Annotated in this window: 16 protein-coding genes; 14 read left to right on the forward strand and 2 right to left on the reverse strand. The window is 71.7% G+C overall.

All coding sequences use genetic code 11. The features are described from left to right. Nucleotides 1–5 precede the first annotated feature (5 nt). The 12 genes from C7474_RS01775 to C7474_RS01830 all read left to right on the forward strand — a co-directional run bounded on the left by C7474_RS01775 (nucleotide 6) and on the right by C7474_RS01830 (nucleotide 12,814). Nucleotides 6–725, forward strand: coding sequence for a hypothetical protein (locus C7474_RS01775; RefSeq protein WP_121057094.1), 720 nt, complete (start codon nucleotides 6–8; stop codon nucleotides 723–725). A gap of 422 nt (nucleotides 726–1,147) precedes the next feature. Continuing rightward, on the forward strand, nucleotides 1,148–2,206 hold the full coding sequence (locus tag C7474_RS01780) for a DUF559 domain-containing protein (RefSeq protein WP_241965051.1): 1,059 nt from the start codon (nucleotides 1,148–1,150) through the stop codon (nucleotides 2,204–2,206). Nucleotides 2,207–2,579: 373 nt separating this feature from the next. After that, the gene (locus C7474_RS01785) at nucleotides 2,580–3,011 is read left to right on the forward strand and encodes a hypothetical protein (RefSeq protein ID WP_121057096.1); all 432 of its coding nucleotides are present in this window, start codon (nucleotides 2,580–2,582) and stop codon (nucleotides 3,009–3,011) included. Continuing rightward, complete coding sequence (locus C7474_RS01790) at nucleotides 3,011–3,250, forward strand: helix-turn-helix transcriptional regulator (RefSeq protein ID WP_121057098.1); 240 nt, start codon at nucleotides 3,011–3,013, stop codon at nucleotides 3,248–3,250. The genes C7474_RS01785 and C7474_RS01790 overlap by 1 nt, the downstream gene beginning before the upstream one ends. Further along, complete coding sequence (locus C7474_RS01795; protein ID WP_241965052.1) at nucleotides 3,247–4,266, forward strand: zinc-binding dehydrogenase; 1,020 nt, start codon at nucleotides 3,247–3,249, stop codon at nucleotides 4,264–4,266. Before C7474_RS01790 ends, C7474_RS01795 begins: the two co-directional genes overlap by 4 nt. 63 nt (nucleotides 4,267–4,329) lie before the next feature. Further along, on the forward strand, nucleotides 4,330–5,379 hold the full coding sequence (locus tag C7474_RS01800; RefSeq protein WP_121057100.1) for a LacI family DNA-binding transcriptional regulator: 1,050 nt from the start codon (nucleotides 4,330–4,332) through the stop codon (nucleotides 5,377–5,379). 159 nt (nucleotides 5,380–5,538) lie between these two features. Then, the gene (locus tag C7474_RS01805; RefSeq protein ID WP_121057102.1) at nucleotides 5,539–6,885 is read left to right on the forward strand and encodes an ABC transporter substrate-binding protein; all 1,347 of its coding nucleotides are present in this window, start codon (nucleotides 5,539–5,541) and stop codon (nucleotides 6,883–6,885) included. Between the two features lie 69 nt (nucleotides 6,886–6,954). After that, on the forward strand, nucleotides 6,955–7,887 hold the full coding sequence (locus C7474_RS01810) for a carbohydrate ABC transporter permease (RefSeq protein WP_121057104.1): 933 nt from the start codon (nucleotides 6,955–6,957) through the stop codon (nucleotides 7,885–7,887). Beyond that, nucleotides 7,887–8,846, forward strand: coding sequence for a carbohydrate ABC transporter permease (locus C7474_RS01815; RefSeq protein WP_121057106.1), 960 nt, complete (start codon nucleotides 7,887–7,889; stop codon nucleotides 8,844–8,846). The genes C7474_RS01810 and C7474_RS01815 overlap by 1 nt, the downstream gene beginning before the upstream one ends. Nucleotides 8,847–8,855: 9 nt before the next feature. After that, nucleotides 8,856–10,001, forward strand: a complete 1,146-nt coding sequence (locus tag C7474_RS01820) for a glycoside hydrolase family 43 protein (RefSeq protein WP_121057108.1) — start codon at nucleotides 8,856–8,858, stop codon at nucleotides 9,999–10,001. Then, nucleotides 9,998–11,509 (forward strand): arabinosylfuranosidase ArfA, encoded by a 1,512-nt coding sequence (gene arfA / locus C7474_RS01825; protein WP_121057110.1) that lies wholly within the window; start codon nucleotides 9,998–10,000, stop codon nucleotides 11,507–11,509. The genes C7474_RS01820 and arfA overlap by 4 nt, the downstream gene beginning before the upstream one ends. Before the next feature lie 54 nt (nucleotides 11,510–11,563). Continuing rightward, on the forward strand, nucleotides 11,564–12,814 hold the full coding sequence (locus C7474_RS01830; protein ID WP_121057112.1) for an FAD-binding protein: 1,251 nt from the start codon (nucleotides 11,564–11,566) through the stop codon (nucleotides 12,812–12,814). Nucleotides 12,815–13,126: 312 nt separating this feature from the next. Here the strand turns inward: C7474_RS01830 and C7474_RS01835 are convergent, their stop codons facing one another. Next, the gene (locus tag C7474_RS01835) at nucleotides 13,127–13,876 is read right to left on the reverse strand and encodes a hypothetical protein (protein ID WP_121057114.1); all 750 of its coding nucleotides are present in this window, start codon (nucleotides 13,874–13,876) and stop codon (nucleotides 13,127–13,129) included. A 183-nt stretch (nucleotides 13,877–14,059) separates the two neighbouring features. Here C7474_RS01835 and ddaH point away from each other — a divergent pair, with 183 nt between their 5' ends. Continuing rightward, nucleotides 14,060–14,896: a dimethylargininase gene (gene ddaH / locus C7474_RS01840; RefSeq protein WP_121057116.1), complete on the forward strand. Its 837-nt coding sequence runs from the start codon at nucleotides 14,060–14,062 to the stop codon at nucleotides 14,894–14,896. Further along, nucleotides 14,893–16,107 carry an ornithine--oxo-acid transaminase gene (gene rocD, locus C7474_RS01845; protein ID WP_121057118.1) on the forward strand — a complete coding sequence of 405 codons (1,215 nt, stop codon included), beginning with the start codon at nucleotides 14,893–14,895 and terminating at the stop codon, nucleotides 16,105–16,107. The genes ddaH and rocD overlap by 4 nt, the downstream gene beginning before the upstream one ends. A gap of 57 nt (nucleotides 16,108–16,164) precedes the next feature. Here the strand turns inward: rocD and C7474_RS01850 are convergent, their stop codons facing one another. Further along, nucleotides 16,165–17,697 (reverse strand): molybdopterin-dependent oxidoreductase, encoded by a 1,533-nt coding sequence (locus C7474_RS01850; RefSeq protein WP_121057120.1) that lies wholly within the window; start codon nucleotides 17,695–17,697, stop codon nucleotides 16,165–16,167. Nucleotides 17,698–17,774: the final 77 nt, after the last annotated feature.

A 17,774-nucleotide genomic window follows, 5' to 3' on the forward strand; every position in this document is an offset into this window, starting at 1 on the left:
GGCACATGACCGTGTCGCGCTTCGTCTCCCTCACCGTCCTCGCCGTCGCCGGCGCGCTCGCCTTCGCGGGATGCGCGGCCTCGACCCCGACGCCCGCCGCGACGGGCTCGGCCGGTGGGTCGGCATCCGCGCTGCCGAACCCCGGGACCGACCTCGAGATCGACGCGGCCTGGCTCGGCGGCACCGCGATCGCGCTCGTGACCACCGGTTCGTCCACGTGCGTGCCGACGGCGACCGACGTCGCCGTGCAGGCCGACGGCAGTCTCGCCGTCACGCTCGCCGACCCCGAGGCGGCCGCGTGCACGCGCGACCTGGTGCCGCGCGCGACATACGTGGCGCTGCCGGAGGGCGTCGACCCGACGCGTGAACTCGACATCGTCGTCACGTACAACGGCGCCGTCGACGACACCGACCTCGACGGCTTCACGGGTGCCGCGGCGGCCGAGTTCACGGCATCCGCCGGCTGGGTCGACGATGACCTGTTCGCGCTCGTGACCTACGGCTCGTCGTCGTGCGCGCCCGTCGTGGAGAAGGTCGACGTCGCCGGCGCCGGTGTGACCGTGACCTTCGCGACCCCCGCCGCCGACCAGGTCTGCACCATGGACATGGCCCCGCGCGTGACCCTCGTCACGGCGCCCGGCGCCGAGGATGACAACGCGACCGTGACCCTCACCGGCGGTGGCGCCGAGTTCTCGACGCCCGTGACGATCCCGATCGCCGACTGACGGGGGCTCGCAGCCCGCGCTCGCCAGTCAGCTCTGGTGGCTTTGCCGGCGGGCAGGTCGCCATACGTGACTGGTGAGCTGGGTGCTGACCCCGCGACGGCGCGCGCTCACCAGTCAGTTTCGGCGACGTGTCGGTGCGGAAGGTCGCCACAACCGACTGGTGAGGTCGGCGGCCGCGCCCCGCGCTCGCCAGGCACTTTTGGCGGCTTGCCGGTGTGGGAGGTCGCCACACGTGGCTGGTGAGGCGCGGCGCTGGGCGTACGTTCTCGCTCCACCGTCAACTTCGGTGACCTGACGGTGCGGTGAGCCGCCCCAATTGACGGGCGAGGCGCGGAACCGGTTCCGGTGCGCCCAGGAGGATGTTCCTCCCCAGGCCGGCACGTGGGGGCGACTGTCCACGGATGCGGGAGGCGCGACGCCGCGTGGTCCGTGATCTGGGCACGCTGTCGGGCATGACCGCCGCCGAGCTTCCCGCGTCCCTGGGTTCCGTGTTCACCGTCGCGGATGCGGCCGCCGCCGGTGTGGCGCGCTCGCGCCTTCGCGCCCGAGACCTCCGCACGCCGTATCGCGGGGTGCGGATCACGGGTGGGCATCCGCTCTTCGCCCCCGCCGGCGATCCCGACCACGAGGCGCGCCGCGCGGCGATGCTCGCACGCGCGGCCGCGCTGCGCGGGGTGATGACCGAGACGCAGTTCTTCACCCACGCCGCCGCCGCGGTCATCTGGGGCTTCCCGCTGCCGGCGTGGCTGCTCGCCGACGCCCGTCCTCTCGACGTCGGCGTGTTCGCGCCGCTGCGGCATCCGCGTCGTCTCGGGGTAGCGGGCCATCAGGTGCTGCCGGGCCACGCACATGTGACACGCCATCCCGTCAGCGGCGTGCAGGTGACGACCCCCGCATCGACATGGGTGATGCTCGGCGCACACCTCGGAGTTTGGGACCTGGTCGCCGCCGGGGATTTCGTCGTGCGAGAGCCGATGTTCGGCGGTGACGACGGCTCGCTCGCGACGATCGCGCAGCTCGAATGCCTGGCCGGCGCCGGTCGCCGCGTCGGCGTGAAACGGTTGCGCGAGGCGCTGCCCCTCATCCGCACACGCAGCGCCTCGGCCACCGAGACGCGTTGCCGACTGGTGCTGACCGGCGCAGGACTGCCCGAACCGCAGCTCAATCACGAGCTTCGCGACCCGTCCGGGATGCTGCTCGCCGTGCTCGACCTCGCGTATCCCGAGCGCCGCGTCGCCGTCGAGTACGAGGGCGCACACCACCTGCTCGACTCCGTGCAATGGAGCAAGGACATCACCCGCTACGAGATGCTCGCCGCGCTCGGGTGGACCGTCATCCGGGTCACGAGCGCGCAGCTGCACGGCGACGCCGCCGGAGTGGTCGCGCGGGTGCGCCGCGCCCTCGCCGCCCGCCCGGATGCTGCTTCGCCCGTCACTTTCGGCGACGTGCGCCGCCCGCGCGTCACCACGACTGACTGGTGAGCGGAGACGCGCCGCGGGCGCGCGCCTTCGCTCACCAGTCAGTTGTGGCGGCGACGAAGGGCCTGGGGTCGCCCGTTCTGACCGGTGAGCGTCGTGGGGCCAGGCCCGGTGCTTCGGCAGCCAGAATTGGTGGCCTGGAGCGCCCGAGCGTCGCCGCAACCGACTGGTGAGCGGCGAGGCGCCGCGGGGGAGGGCCTTCGGCAGGCAGTTCTGGTGATGGCGAGGGGCGTGAGGTCGCCGGAACTGACTGGTGAGCGAAGGCGGCGCGGAGGCCGCAGGCGGGCGGGTGGATGCGGGAGGTGTAAATAATTCTTGACATCGGGCGCCGGGCGGGCGTAGCGTCGTGTCAAAGATTTCTGACACGGGGTGGGTCATGGGGTACGCGGAACGCAACGTCTGGTCGGGTCTGGTGGCGAGCGCCGTGGGGGTCGCGGTGTACGTCGCGATCGTCGCGCCGCAGCTGTCCACCACGCCGGTCGACGACATCGCCTGGCAGTGGCCGCTGCTGTGGTCGCTCGTCGGGGCGATCGCCGGGGCCATCGTGCTCAGCGTCCTGTGGGGCATCGCGGCCGGGATGCGCGACCCGCACGAGCGCGCGCAGACCGACGTGCGCGACGTCGACATCGAGCGGATGGGGAGCCGCGTGGGCTACGCGTTCACGGCGATCGGCGGCGTCGGCGCCCTCGTGCTGTCGATGCTCGAAGCGCACTGGTTCTGGATCGGCAACGCGCTGTTCGTCGGCTTCTTCCTGTCGGCGTTCGTCGGCGGGGTCGCTCAGCTGATCGCCTACCGGCGGGGGCTGTGATGGTGCGGCCGCCGACGCGGGTCGTGAACCGGCTGCGCGAGCTGCGCGACGCGCACGGACTCACGCAGGCCGAGGTCGCGGGCCGGGTCGGGGTCACCCGGCAGACGCTCATCGCGATCGAGCAGGGCAAGTACTCGCCGACGCTCGAGCTCGCCTTCCAGCTCGCCCACGTGCTGGGCGTGCCGTTGGAGGAGGCGTTCCGCTACGACGCCCCCGCACCGGACGGAGCGGCGTCGTGATCCCCGCCACCATGCCGGTGTGGGCGCAGCACCGTTACGGCGGCCCCGAGGTCGTGGCGCTCGAGCAGGTGCCGGTGCCGAATCCCGGTCCCGGCGAGGTGCTCGTGGAGGTGGCGGCGTCGTCGCTCAACTCCGCCGACGCGCGACTGCTCCGCGGCGACCCCGCCCTCATCCGCCTCGCGTTCGGCCTGCGCGGGCCGTCGCCGGTGCGGGGGCGCGACGTCGCCGGCGTCGTCGTCGCGGTCGGCCCGGGCGCCGGCCCGGGAGCGGGCGCCGGCGCCGGCGCCTCCCCGCACGCCGTCGGCGATCGGGTCGCGGGTGAGCTGCCGGGCGGCGGACTCGGCGCCTACGTCGTCGGTGCGGCGTCCGCCCTGGCGGCGGTGCCGGCATCCGTGCCGCTCGAGGTCGCCGCGACCGTGCCGCTGGCGGGCGGCACCGCATGGCAGGCGCTGGATGCCGGACGCGTCGTGCACGGCTCGCGCGTGCTCGTGGTGGGCGCCGGCGGCGGGGTCGGCACGTTCACCGTCGCGCTCGCCGCGCACCGCGGCGCCCGGGTGCACGCGATCGGCGGTGCCCGCTCGCTCGAGGTGCTGCGGGGCCTCGGGGCCGAGGAGGTCGCCGACCATCGGTCCGTCGACCTGCGCACCTGGGCGCCGGACGCCTTCGACGCGGTCGTCGACGTGGTCGGCACGACGCCGCTGCGCACGCTCCGCCGGCTCGTGCGGCCGGGCGGCCTCGTCGTGGGCGTCGGGGGAGGGACCGACCGCGTGATCGGACCGCTCGGCCGCATGCTCGCCGGGGCGGTGCAGTCCGTCGGATCGACGCGGCGCTTCCGTCCTCTCGCTGCGCGCACGGATGCCGCTCTCACGGCGCGGCTGCTCGCGCTCGTCGCCGATGGGCTGACGCCGCCGCCGATCGAACGCACCTGGCCGTTCGACGAAGCCCGCGCGGCGCTCGCCCACATCGACGCCGGCCACACCGTCGGCAAGATCATCGTGACGGGCGCCGTCTGGTAGCTTCCCCCTCGGATGCCCGCGCCTGTGCAACGTTGTAGAGTGGGCGCTTCGAAGGGAAGAAGCATGGCTGCGACGCTGCACGACGTGGCCCGCCTGGCGGGCGTGTCGATCAAGACGGTGTCGAACGTCATCAACGACTACCCGCACATCCGGCCCGCGACCCGCGACAAGGTGCAGCAGGCCATCGCGGAGCTCGGCTACACCCCCAACCTCACGGCCCGGAACCTCCGTTCGGGCCGCACCGGCGTCATCGCCCTCGCCGTGCCCGACCTCGGCCTCGCCTACTTCGCCGAGCTCGCCGCGGGGGTCATCGCGGCCGCCGAGGCGGCGGGGCTCGCCGTCACGATCGAGCAGACCGGCGGCGACCGCGACCGCGAGCTCGAACTGCTGCGCAGCCCTCGCCGGCAGACCACCGACGGCCTCATCTTCAGCGCCCTCGGGATGGGCCAGGAGGATGCCGACGCCCTGCGCGTGCCGTACCCGCTGGTACTGCTCGGCGAGCGGATCTTCGACGGGCCGGTCGACCATGTCACGATGCGCAACGTCGAGGCGGCCCGGGCGGCCACCGAGTACCTGCTCGGCCTCGGGCGGCGGCGCATCGCGGTCGTCGGTGCCCACGAGGGCGAGGTGATCGGCTCGGCGGGGCTGCGCCTGACCGGCTACCGCGAGGCGCTGGCGGCGCACGACGTCGCCTACGACGAGGACATCATCGGATACACGACCCTGTGGCATCGCGCGAACGGCGCGCGTAGCATGCGCGACCTGCTCGAGCGCGGCGTCGAGTTCGATGCGGTGTTCGGCCTCAACGACACGCTCGCCCTCGGCGCGATGCGCGTGCTGCAGGAGGCCGGCATCCGCGTGCCCGACGATGTCGCCGTCGTCGGCTTCGACGCCCTCGACGAGGCGGAGTACTCCATCCCGTCGCTCACGACGGTCGACCCGGGCCGTGACTGGATCGCCCGCACCGCGGTCGACACGCTGCGCGCCCGCATCGCCGGCACAGCCCCCGAGGCGGTGGCGCTGCACCTCGCCGACTACCGCATCGCGGTGCGCGAGTCAGCCCCCGAGCCCGCCTCCGGCTCCGCCCCCGAATCGGCGGCGACGCCCGCCTGACCCGCATCCGCCGACCCCTCTTGACATCGCCGCCGTGCATGCGGCATCATCTCTACAACGTTTACTTTACAACGTTGTAGAACGGCTCGACGGAGAGCGATCTCCGTGGGGCACGCCAACTCCATCTGGCCTCACCACCCACGAGAGAAAGCACAGCCAATGAAGTCGAAGATCCTGGCAGGGGTCGGCATCGCCGCCGTCGCCGCCGCCGCTCTCACCGGATGCTCGTCGTCCTCGGGCGGCGGATCCGCCGCCGACACGTCCTGCACGAACACGATCGTCAAGAAAGACGCGACCCAGGTGAGCGTCTGGGCCTGGTACCCGGCGTTCGAAGACGTCGTCGACGAATTCAACAACACCCACGACGACGTGCAGATCTGCTGGACGAACGCCGGACAGGGCAACGACGAGTACACGAAGTTCTCCACCGCCATCGAGTCCGGCTCCGGCGCCCCCGACGTCATCATGCTCGAAGCCGAAGTGCTCTCGAGCTTCTCCATCCGCGACGCCCTCGTCGACCTGTCCGAGTACGGCGCCGCCGATGTGAAGGACGACTACACCGAGGGTGCGTGGAAGGACGTCTCGTCGGGCGACGCGGTCTACGCGATCCCGGTCGACGGCGGCCCCATGGGCATGCTCTACCGCAAGGACATCCTCGACCAGTACGGCATCGCCGCCCCCACGACGTGGGACGAGTTCGCCGCCGCCGCCCAGCAGCTGAAGGATGCCGGCGCCCCCGGCGTGCTCGCCAACTTCCCGCCGAACGGCCGCGCGTTCACGCAGGCGCTGTTCGCGCAGGCCGGCTCCGTGCCGTTCACCTACGACAGCGCGAACCCGACCGACATCGGCATCGACGTCGACGACTCCGGCTCCAAGGACGTGCTCTCCTACTGGGAGGACCTCGCGAGCAAGGGCCTCGTGAACGTCGACGAGGCCTTCACCGCCGACTACAACACCAAGCTCGTCGACGGCACCTACGCGATCTACGTCGCCGCCGCGTGGGGTCCCGGCTACCTGCAGGGCCTCGAGGGCTCGCAGGAGGGCGCCCAGTGGCAGGCCGCTCCCATCCCGCAGTGGGACACCGCGAACCCCGTCCAGGTCAACTGGGGCGGATCGACCTTCGCGGTGACCTCGCAGGCCAAGGACAAGGAAGCCGCGGCGACCGTGGCCAAGGAGGTCTTCGGCACCGAGGAGGCGTGGAAGATCGGCATCGAGAAGGCCGCGCTGTTCCCGCTGTGGAAGCCGATCCTCGAGTCGGACTACTTCCGCGACCTGGAGTACCCGTTCTTCGGCGGGCAGCAGATCAACAAGGACGTGTTCCTCGACGCCGCCGCCGGCTACAAGGGCTTCACGTTCAGCCCGTTCCAGAACTACGCCTACGACCAGCTGCAGCAGGAGGTCACCGCGGTCGTCGTCGACGGGAGCAAGGACTCCTCGAGCGCGCTCGACGACCTGCAGGCCACGCTCGAGAAGTACGCGACCGAGCAGGGCTTCACGCTCCAGTGATCCCGTGGCGGGCCGGCCGCGAAGCCGGCCCGCCACCCATTCCCTCCACCACCCACACCGAGGAGAACCATGACCTCGTCCGTCATCGCGACACCCGGAGCAGTAGGCACCCGGCGACGCGCGAGCGGCATCGTCCGCCGTCAGCGGGTGGGCTGGCTGTTCGTCACGCCGTTCCTCGTGATCTTCGCCGCCTTCCTGATCTTCCCCCTCATCTACGCGTTCGGGATGAGCCTGTTCAGTTCGACCCTCGCGACCGGCACCAAGTTCGTCGGCCTCGCCAACTATCTGAAGGCGTTCACCGACCCGCTCTTCCTCGGCGGGCTCGGCCGGGTCGCCCTCTACGCGATCGTCATGATCCCGGCGCAGCTGATCGTCGCCCTGGTCGCGGCGCTGCTGCTGGACAACCTCGCCACGTGGCTCTCCAAGGTGTCGCGACTGCTGATCTTCGCGCCCTACGCGATCCCGGTCGTCGTCGGCTCGCTCATGTGGAGCTTCCTCTACAGCCCGCGGTTCGGGCCGGCCGGCACGATCTTCGAGGTGTTCGGCATGGAAGCGCCGAACTTCCTGTCCTCGGACAACATCTTCTTCAGCCTCGTCAACGTCGTCACCTGGCAGTGGGCGGGCTACTACATGATCGTCATCTACGCGGCGCTGCGCTCGATCGACCCCGCCATCTACGAGGCGGCCCGCATCGATGGCGCGAACGGCTGGCAGATCGCCTCCCGCATCAAGGTGCCGATGATCTCGTCGTCGATGGTCATGGTGATCACCTTCGCCCTCATCGGCACGCTGCAGTTCTTCACGGAGCCGACCGTGCTGCGCTCGGTGGCATCCGGCGCCCTCCCCGCCGACTACACGCCGAACATGTACGCGTTCGCGCTCGCGTTCAGCTACAGCCAGTTCAACTACGCGTCGACGATCGCGTTCTCGCTCGCGATCGTCGTGTTCATCGGATCGTTCGGGTTCCTGTTCCTGACCCGCAAGCAGAACGGACTGAAGTGATGGCCCTCCCCACCGCAGAGGCGCTGCCGACGAGCGCCGTCGTGCAGCCGCGCACCGGCCGCACCCGTCTCACCCGCAACGAGCGCCGCGAGCGCACCCGCAATCGCCTCGCCGCCCAGGGCGGGCGCCGCATCGGGTCGCACGTGCTGCTGCTGATCATGGCGATCTACTTCGTCATCCCGATCTGGTGGCTGTTCGTCGCCGCGACGAAGTCGACCGGCAGCCTGTTCTCCAGCCCCGCGTTCTGGTTCGACGACCCCGCCGCGTTCTTCACGAACGTCGCCGGCCTGTTCGAGCACCAGAACGGCATCTACTGGACGTGGCTCGGCAACTCGTTCGTGTACTCGTTCGTTTCCGGCACCGGTGCCACGATCGTCGCGGTGCTCGCCGGCTACGGCTTCGCGAAGTACTCCTTCAAGGGGCGGGGGGTCGTGTTCGGCATGATCCTCGGCTCGGTGATGGTGCCGCTGACGGCCCTGGTGATCCCGCAGTTCATGCTTCTCAGCCAGTACGGCCTCATCAACACCGGCTGGGCCGTCATCCTCCCGTCGCTGCTGAACCCGTTCGGCGTCTACCTCATGCGTGTGTACACGCAGGACTCCGTGCCCGACGAGCTGCTCGAGGCTTCGCGCATCGACGGCGCGGGCGAGTGGCGCACGTTCACCACGATCGTGCTGCCGCTGCTGCGCCCCGCGATCGTGACCGTGCTGCTGCTGTCGATCGTCGGCACGTGGAACAACTTCTTCCTGCCGCTCGCGATGCTCACCAACCCCGAGACGCTGCCGGTCACGGTCGGCCTCAACCGGTGGCTGACCCTGTCCAACGCCGGTGCCGGCGGCGAGCAGGTGTGGAACCTCATCACCTCGGGCGCGTTCATCTCGGTGCTCCCGCTGCTGCTGTCGTTCCTGCTCCTGCAGCGTTACTGGCAGGGCGGTCTGACGCTCGGCAGCGTCAAGTAGGGGCCGGCGATGACACCCTCCGACGGCACCGCTGTGCCCGCCGCCGGTCGCACCGACTTCGCCGGCTACCTGTTCGCCCATTTCGTCGGCGAGGATGCGCCCGATGCCGAGCAGCTGTACCTCGCCGTGAGTGAGGGCGACTCCCTCACCGAGTGGAGCGTGCTCGCCGCCGGCGAGCCGGTGCTGCGCTCCGACGTCGGCACCGGGGCCTTGCGCGACCCGTTCGTGCTGCGGCTGGAAGGCGACGCCGGCTTCGTGCTGCTGGCCACCGACCTGCAGGTCTACGGCACGGGGCACTTCCGCGACGCGCAGGAGCGGGGCAGCACCGCCCTGCTCGTGTGGCACTCCGCCGACCTCGTCACCTGGACCGGCCCCGCCCGCATCGAGGTCGTCGACCCGGCCGTCGCCGGCAACGCGTGGGCGCCGGAGGCGCACTGGGTCGCCGAGCTCGGGCGCTACGCCGTCTACTGGGCGTCCAACCTCTACCCCGCGGATGCCGCCCCCCGCGATGTGCGCGATTCGTACAACCGCATGATGATCGCCACCACGGCGGACTTCGCGACCTTCACGCAGCCCGAGGTGTGGATCGACGTGCGCCGCGGTGCGGGCTACGGCACGATCGATTCGGCCGTCGTCAAGCGCGGGGAGTGGTACCACCGGTTCACGAAGGACGAGCGTCCCGACCTGATGCAGGTGTTCCACGAGCGCTCGCGCGACCTCCTGCTCCCCACGCACGCGTCGATCGGATCGGCGTGGGAACTCGTCGGCGAGCAGCTCGGATCCGAGCACCTGACCCACGCCGAAGGCCCGATCGTGGTCCCGTCGATCTCGGACGACCGGTGGTACCTGCTGCTGGACTGGCCGCCGTACGGCGGCGGCACCGGCTACGTGCTGTTCGAGACCGACGACCTCGACGCCGGCCGGTGGGAGCGGGTCGAACCCGCCCTCCCGCCGCGGTTCCGCCACGGCGCCGTCATCCCGATCACCGCCGACGAGGACCGGCGGCTGCGCGCCGCGTTCGCGCCGGCCGTCTCGCCGCACGCGCGCACCGCGGCGGCCCTCGTGCCCGAGTTCCGCTACGACGCAGCCCCGAACGACGCAGCACCTTCACCCGACATCACCGCATACGACACCGAACAGAGAGCATCGTCATGACGTCCGCACGCCTCACCATCGACCCCCACTTCACGATCGGACCGGTCCGGCGCAAACTCTTCGGCGGCTTCGTCGAGCATCTCGGACGGCACGTCTACGACGGCATCCACGAGCCCACCCATGAGACGGCGGATGCCGAAGGCTTCCGCACCGACGTCATCGACCTCGTCAAGGAGCTCGGCGTCGACACGATCCGCTACCCCGGCGGCAACTTCGTCTCGGGGTTCCGCTGGGAGGACTCGGTCGGGCCGGTCGCCGAGCGACCGCGCCGCCTCGACTTGGCGTGGCACTCGACCGAGACCAACCAGGTCGGCCTGCACGAGTTCTCGTCGTGGCTCGAGAAGGTCGGCAGCGACCTCATGATGGCCGTGAACCTCGGCACCCGCGGCACGCTCGAGGCGATCGACCTGCTCGAGTACTCCAACATCCGCGGCGGCACGGCGCTGTCGGAGCGCCGCATCGCCAACGGGCGCACCGAACCGTTCGACATCCGCATGTGGTGCCTGGGCAACGAGATGGACGGACCCTGGCAGCTCGGCCACCGCTCGGCCGACGATTACGGCAAGATCGCCTCGCAGGCCGCGAAGGGGATGCGTCAGCTCGATCCCGACATCCAGCTGGTCGTCTGCGGCTCCTCCAGCGCCCACATGCCGACGTTCGGCGAGTGGGAGCGCGTCGTGCTCACCCACACCTATGACGACGTCGACCTCATCTCGTGCCACGCCTACTACGAGGAGCGCGGCGGCGACCTGGGCAGCTTCCTCGCCTCGGCCGTCGACATGGACGCGTTCATCGAGACGGTCGTCGCCACCGCCGACCACGTCGGGGCGGTGCGCGGCTCGACCAAGCGCATCGACATCTCGTTCGACGAGTGGAACGTCTGGTACATCGAGCGCTTCCACGGCGTCGACAAGATCTCGGGGATCGACAATTGGCCGGTGGCCCCCCGCCTGCTCGAGGACGTCTACTCGGTCGCCGACGCGGTCGTCTTCGGCAACCTGATGATCTCGCTCATCAAGCACGCCGACCGGGTGGCATCCGCGTCGCTCGCGCAGCTCGTCAACGTCATCGCGCCGATCATGACCGAGCCCGGCGGCCCGGCGTGGCGCCAGACGACGTTCTTCCCGTTCTCGATCACCTCGCGCCTGGCACAGGGCACCGCCCTGCAGCTCAAGCTCGACGCGCCGACCTACACGACCGCCGCGTACGGCGAGGTGCCCCTCGTCGACGCCGTCGCGACGCACGACGCCGAGACCGGGCGCAGCGCGGTGTTCCTGGTGAACCGGTCGACGACCGAGCCGGTGACGCTCACGATCGACATCGCCGCGCTCGGCGACGTCGCGATCGCCGAGACGCACACCCTCAGCGACGACGACGTCTACGCGAAGAACACCCTCGACGACCGCGAGCGCGTCGCGCCGAAGCCGAACGCGTCGGCGGCGATCGCCGGCGGCGAGCTCACCGTGACGCTGCCGCCGGTGTCGTGGACGGCGATCGCGCTCGCGTGAGCGCACCGCGTCGGTGCCGCCCGTGCGGCGGGGGGCGCGTGATGGGATGAGGGCATGACCGACGTCGGGACGAACTGGGCCGGGAACATCCGCTACGCCGCCGCGCGCCTGAGCGAGCCGAGCACGCTCGACGAGCTCGCCGAGGTGATCGGCTCGGCTCCGCGGGTGCGGATGCTGGGCAGCCGGCACAGCTTCACCGACATCGCCGACACCGACGGCGTGCTCGTCTCCCTCGCAGCCCTCGCCGCCGAGGCGCCGACCGTCGCGGCCGACCGCCGCACCGTGCGGGTGGCGGCCGGCATCCGCTACGGCGATCTCGTGCCGTTCCTGGAGCGCGAGCGGCTCGCCCTCGCCAACCTGGCGTCGCTGCCGCACATCTCCGTCGTCGGCGCCGTGCAGACCGGCACGCACGGGTCGGGCGACCGCATCGGCAGCCTCGCGACGCAGGTCGTCGCGGTCGAGCTGATCACCGGGGCGGGGGAGCGGATGCGGTCCCGGCGCGGGGACGCCGACTTCGACGGCGTCGTCGTCGGGCTCGGGGCGCTGGGCGCCGTGACGCACCTCGACCTCGACGTCGAACCCGCTTACGAGGTGCGCCAGCACGTCTTCGACGGCGGCCGGTGGGACGCCGTGCTCGGCGACCTCGACGCCGTCACCGCCGCCGGCGACAGCGTCAGCATGTTCACGACGTGGGCGGATGCGGACGCCCTCGATCAGGTGTGGGTGAAGTCGCGCACCGGGCGCGAGGCGCCCGACCTCCACCGGATCGGAGCGCGGCCGGCAGGCGAGCGCCGGCATCCGATCCCCGGCGTCGATCCCGAGCCGTGCACCGGCCAGTTCGGCGTGCCCGGCCCCTGGTTCGACCGGCTGCCGCACTTCCGGCTCGCCTTCACGCCCTCGGTCGGCGTGGAGCTGCAGTCCGAGTACCTCGTCGCCCGCGGCGACGCGGTGCAGGCGATCGAGGCGCTCCGCCGGCTGGCGCCGCGCATCGCCCCGCTGCTGCACGTGTGCGAGGTGCGCACGATGGCCGCCGACGGCCTCTGGCTCTCGCCCGCGTCGGGGCGCGACACCGTCGGCCTGCACTTCACCTGGCGACCCGACGAGCCCGCCGTGCGCGCACTGCTGCCGGCGATCGAGGCAGCCCTGCCCGAGAGCGCGCGAGCGCACTGGGGCAAGATCTCGACGATGCCGGGGGACGAGGTGCGGGCCCGGTTCCCGGAGTGGTCGCGGTTCGCGGCACTGCGCCGTCGGCTCGACCCGGAGCGCCGCTTCGTCAACGCGCACCTGGAGCGCCTCGGCCTCTGACCTCGCGTCGAGCGACGGCGAATTCCCGCCCGGAATCCGCGGAATTGCTGGACGCCGTAGGGGAAAACGCGTGCCCGAGAAACAAGTTATCTTTCTGGTTCGCGCCCCCGCTGCCGGGTCAATATGTCAGAGGTGCCGCTGGGGAGCACCACCCAGGATCCGGGGGCCTCTAGGGGCGGGGTCCACACAGCAGGAGACACACCGGGGGGAGTGTCCCTCTCGCTCTGGGGCCCACGTCGGCCCCAGAGCTCTCCTGTTTCCGGGCTCGATCCGGCGGCCGCGACGCCGCCGCGACAGGTCGCCGATGCCGCGTCAGTCCGCGGCGGCCGTCCGCTTCGCCTCCGGTGCCGAGACGTCCGCCGGCACGTTCATGAAGGTGAACACGAGCGAGCGCACGACGAGGCCGAACAGCGACCACTCGCCCTCGGGCAGACCGTCGCTGCCGTCGAGGTCGTACGACGGATGCTGCATCCCCGACATCGCGTGGATCGCGAAGCCCTCGCCGACGGCGGCCATCGCCTCGGCGAAGTCCTCGACGGTGAGGCCGGGCTTCATCGTCAGACCGTACGCGGCCATGAGATCGGCGTAGAAGCGGGCGAACGAGCCCACCGACTCCTCGTGACGGAACCGCGCCGCCTCCTTCAGCTCCGGCCACGTGTCGGCGGTCGTGCGCAGCGCCAGCCCGATGAGGAACTGCTGCGCCTCCAGCGACGATCCCGGTGACTCCGCGGGCGAGACCGCCGAGCGGATGTGGGCGCCGGCGGCGGCGCTGATCACCTCGCCGCCCGATGCCCCCTGGGCGATGAGCGCGTCGACGGCGGCCCGCGCACTGTCGGCCGGATCGGTCAGCCGCGTGCGCAGCATCGTGACCGCCAGTTCGCGCTGATACTCGTCCTGATCGGCCCACAGCCGGTACGCGGCACCAGTGGTCAGTCCCGCCCGGCGCAGCACCTCCTGCAGTCGGATGTGCTGCACGCCCGCCGAGGCGCCGCGCTCGAGCAGCATCTGCATCCCGACCCGCAGCAGCAGTTCGCGTGTCTGTTCACCCGTACGTCTCCCCATGGCATATCCCCGATTCGCCGAGAGGGACCCCATTCCCCCTATGAGAAGAAATCTACTCACGAACACGGATGCGCGCGACCGGTCTGGCAAGATGGGACCCGGCGTGCCCGCGCCGCCTCGATGGGGACAGTCCCGAGGTGACGGGCCTGTGGACCGAGTCCGCCGCTGCGTGCGAGGAGAACGATGCGCATCCAACAGCACCGCCGCTATCTCATGTGCCGGCCCGAGCACTTCACGGTGAGCTACCGCATCAACCCGTGGATGGAGCCGACCCGGCCCACCGACACCGACCGTGCGCTGTCGCAGTGGCAGGCGCTGTACGACACCTACCTGGATCTCGGTCACGAGGTGGAGCTCATCGACCCGGTGCAGGGCCTGCCCGACATGGTCTACACCGCCAACGGCGGCTTCATCGTCGACGGGCGGGCGCTGGGTGTGAAGTTCCGCGTCGACGAGCGGCGCGGCGAGGAGCAGCCGTTCATGGACTGGTTCGACGCCCACGGTTTCGAGGTCGTGCGACCGGATGCGGTGCAAGAGGGCGAGGGCGACTTCCTGCTCGTGGGCGACACGATCCTCGGCGGCAGCGGATTCCGTTCGAGCACCGAGAGCCACCGCGAGATCGGCGAGGTCTTCGAGCGCGACGTCGTCACCCTCACTCTGGTCGATCCCCGCTTCTACCACCTCGACACCGCGATCGCGGTGCTCGATCCGGTCGAAGGGCCGGGCGGGGTGGAGCGCGCGAACATCGCCTACCTGCCGTCGGCGTTCGACGCCGCCTCCCGTCGCGTGCTCGAGGAGCGATACCCGGATGCCGTGCTCGTCAGCGACGACGACGGCGCCGTGTTCGGCCTCAACGCCGCCTCCGACGGCCTGAACGTCTTCCACTCGCCCCGCGCCACCGGCTTCGCCGCGCAGCTGCGCGAGCGCGGCTACAACGCCGTCGCCGTCGACCTGTCCGAGCTGCTGCTCGGCGGCGGCGGCATCAAGTGCTGCACGCTGGAACTCCGAGGACGCGCATGACCACCCCCGACACCACCACGCTCCGACTCATCGACGTCGAGGAAAGCCACGTCGCCCGCAACTACGCGCCGCTGCCGGTGGTCGTGGCGCGCGCGGAGGGCTCGTGGGTCACCGACGTCGAGGGCAAGCGCTACCTCGACCTGCTCTCGGCGTACTCGGCCGTCAACTTCGGCCACCGCCATCCGGCGCTGATCGCGGCGGCGACCGAGCAGCTGGGGCGCGTGACGCTCACGAGCCGCGCGTTCCACAACGACCAGCTCGGCGGATTCGCGACGGCGCTGGCCGACCTGTGCGGGAAAGACCTCGTGCTGCCGATGAACACCGGCGCCGAGGCCGTCGAGACCGGCATCAAGGTCGCCCGCGCGTGGGCGTACCGGGTGAAGGGCATCCCGGCCGACACGGCGGAGATCGTCGTCGCGCACGGCAACTTCCACGGCCGCACCACGACGATCGTCGGCTTCAGCGACGACCCGCAGGCGCGGGACGGGTTCGGGCCGTTCGCCCCCGGCTTCGTCGCGGTGCCGTTCGGCGACGCCGCCGCCGTCGAGGCGGCCGTCACGTCCGCGACGGCCGCGGTGCTGATCGAGCCGATCCAGGGCGAGGCGGGCGTCATCCTGCCCCCGGAGGGCTACCTGCGCGCGGTGCGCGAGATCTGCGACCGGCACGGCATCCTCATGATCGCCGACGAGATCCAGTCGGGACTCGGCCGTGTCGGCACGACGTTCGCGTGCGACCGGGAGCAGGTCGTGCCCGACATGTACCTGCTGGGCAAGGCCCTCGGCGGCGGCATCGTGCCGCTGTCGGCCGTCGTCGCCGACGCGGATGTGCTCGGCGTGATCCGCCCCGGCGAGCACGGCTCGACGTTCGGCGGCAACCCGCTCGCGGCCGCCATCGGCCGCCAGGTCGTCGACATGCTCGCCTCGGGCGAGTTCCAGACGCGCGCCGCCGCTCTCGGCGAGCACCTCGCCTCTCGACTGGAGTCCCTCGTCGGTCACGGCGTGACGGCGGTTCGCGTCGCGGGGCTGTGGGCCGGGGTCGACATCGACCCCGCCGTCGGCACCGGGCGCGAGGTCGCCGAGCGTCTGCTCGGCCGCGGTGTGCTCGTCAAGGACACCCACGGCCAGACCGTCCGCATCGCGCCGCCGCTCGTCGTGCGCGCGACCGAGCTGGACTGGGCCGTCGAGCAGCTCCGCGTCGTCCTCGCCGCCTGACGTCACCGGAGCCCGTCGGCGCGGCCGGGTCGCACCCGCATCCGCCGGCCCGCAGGCTCAGGACACCGTGACGTCGACGGTGTGCCAGCCGGTCGCCCCGTCCGGCGCGGGCGGCGCCTCCTGGTCGGTCTGCACTTCGCCGGTGCGGCTCGTCGCACGGCAGCGCAGCCGGTGGGATCCGGCATCCGCGGTCCACGGCAGCGACCACTGCACCCACGTGTCGTCCGAGATCGCGGGCGCGAGGGTCGCCGGCCGCCACGGGCCGTCGTCGATCTGCACCTCGACGCCGGCGACGCCGACGTGCTGCTGCCAGGCGACGCCCGCGATGACGGCCTGCCCCGCCGGGGCGCTGCGGCGCGGCACGTCGATGCGCGACTGCAGCTTGATCGGCCCGCGCTCCGACCACCCGCGATCGGTCCAGTACGCGCGGGCACGGTCGAAGCGCGTCACCTCGAGTTCGGTGACCCATTTGGTCGCCGACACGTAGCCGTACAGGCCCGGCACGACCAGGCGCGCGGGGAAGCCGTGCTCGACGGGCAGCGGTTCCCCGTTCATCCCGACCGCGAGGATCGCGTCGCGCTCGTCGGTGAGCGCCTGCAGCGGGGTGGATGCGGTGAACCCGTCGATCGAGCGCGACAGCACCATGTCGGCGTCCGCCGTCGGGCGCGCCCGTGCGAGCAGCTCGCGGATCGGGTACCCCAGCCACACCGCGTTGCCGATGAGGTCGCCGCCGACCTCGTTCGACACGCAGGCGAGCGTCGTCGTGCTCTCGGCCAGCGGCAGTGCCAGCACGTCCTCCCACGAGAGCACGACCTCCTCCTCGACCATGCCGTGGATGCGCAGGCTCCAGTCGGCGGGGTCGACTTGCGGCACGATGATCGCGGTGTCGATCCGGTAGAAGGCTCCGTTCGGGGTGATGAGGGGAGCGAGGCCGTCGAGGCCGAGGTCGGCGCCCGCCGGGACCGAAGCCGTCGCCGTCGGCCGCGGCAGCCGCACGGCGGAGCGCACCGCGTCGACCGTGCGGGCGGTCGTGCGCGCGACCTGCGAGCCGGCCGCCGCCAACGCGCCCACCGCGATCGAGACCGCCGTCCACGCGAGGAACCGGCGGCGGTCCTCGGCGGCGGCGGCACGTTCGGCCCCGTCCACGCCCGGTCGCAGCCGCATCGCGAGCTGCGTCAGCACGATCGCGGCGACGCCGCCGGCGATGATCGAGGGCACCGCGGCCAGCGGACCGGCATCCGCTCGGGTGACGGCGGCGAGCACGCCGGCGCCGCCGAGGGCGAGCAGCACGCCGCGCCCCCACGGCGCTCGGCGCGCCTCGAGCACCCCGGCGCCCGCCGCGACGGCGAGCAGCGCGATCGCGATGCCCGTGACGAGGGCGACCTTGTCGGCCGTGCCGAACAGGGCGATCGCGGTGTCCTTGGCCCACGGCGGAGCGACGTCGATGAGCGCCGACCCGATGACCGACACCGGTCCGGACGACGGGGCGAGCAGGGCGGCCGCGAGCTCGCCGAGACCCGCCCCCAGCGCCGTGGCGGCGACGCCCGCGAGCATCGCCCGCCCGGTGTCACGACCTCCGGCATCCGCCATCCGGCCAGCGTACGTCCGCCGCACCCCGCCCGGGGCCGACGCACGTCGCAGCGCTCCCGTTAAGGGCCCCCGGCGCG

The organism is Microbacterium telephonicum (genome assembly GCF_003651225.1).
Classification (GTDB): Bacteria; Actinomycetota; Actinomycetes; order Actinomycetales; family Microbacteriaceae; genus Microbacterium; species Microbacterium telephonicum.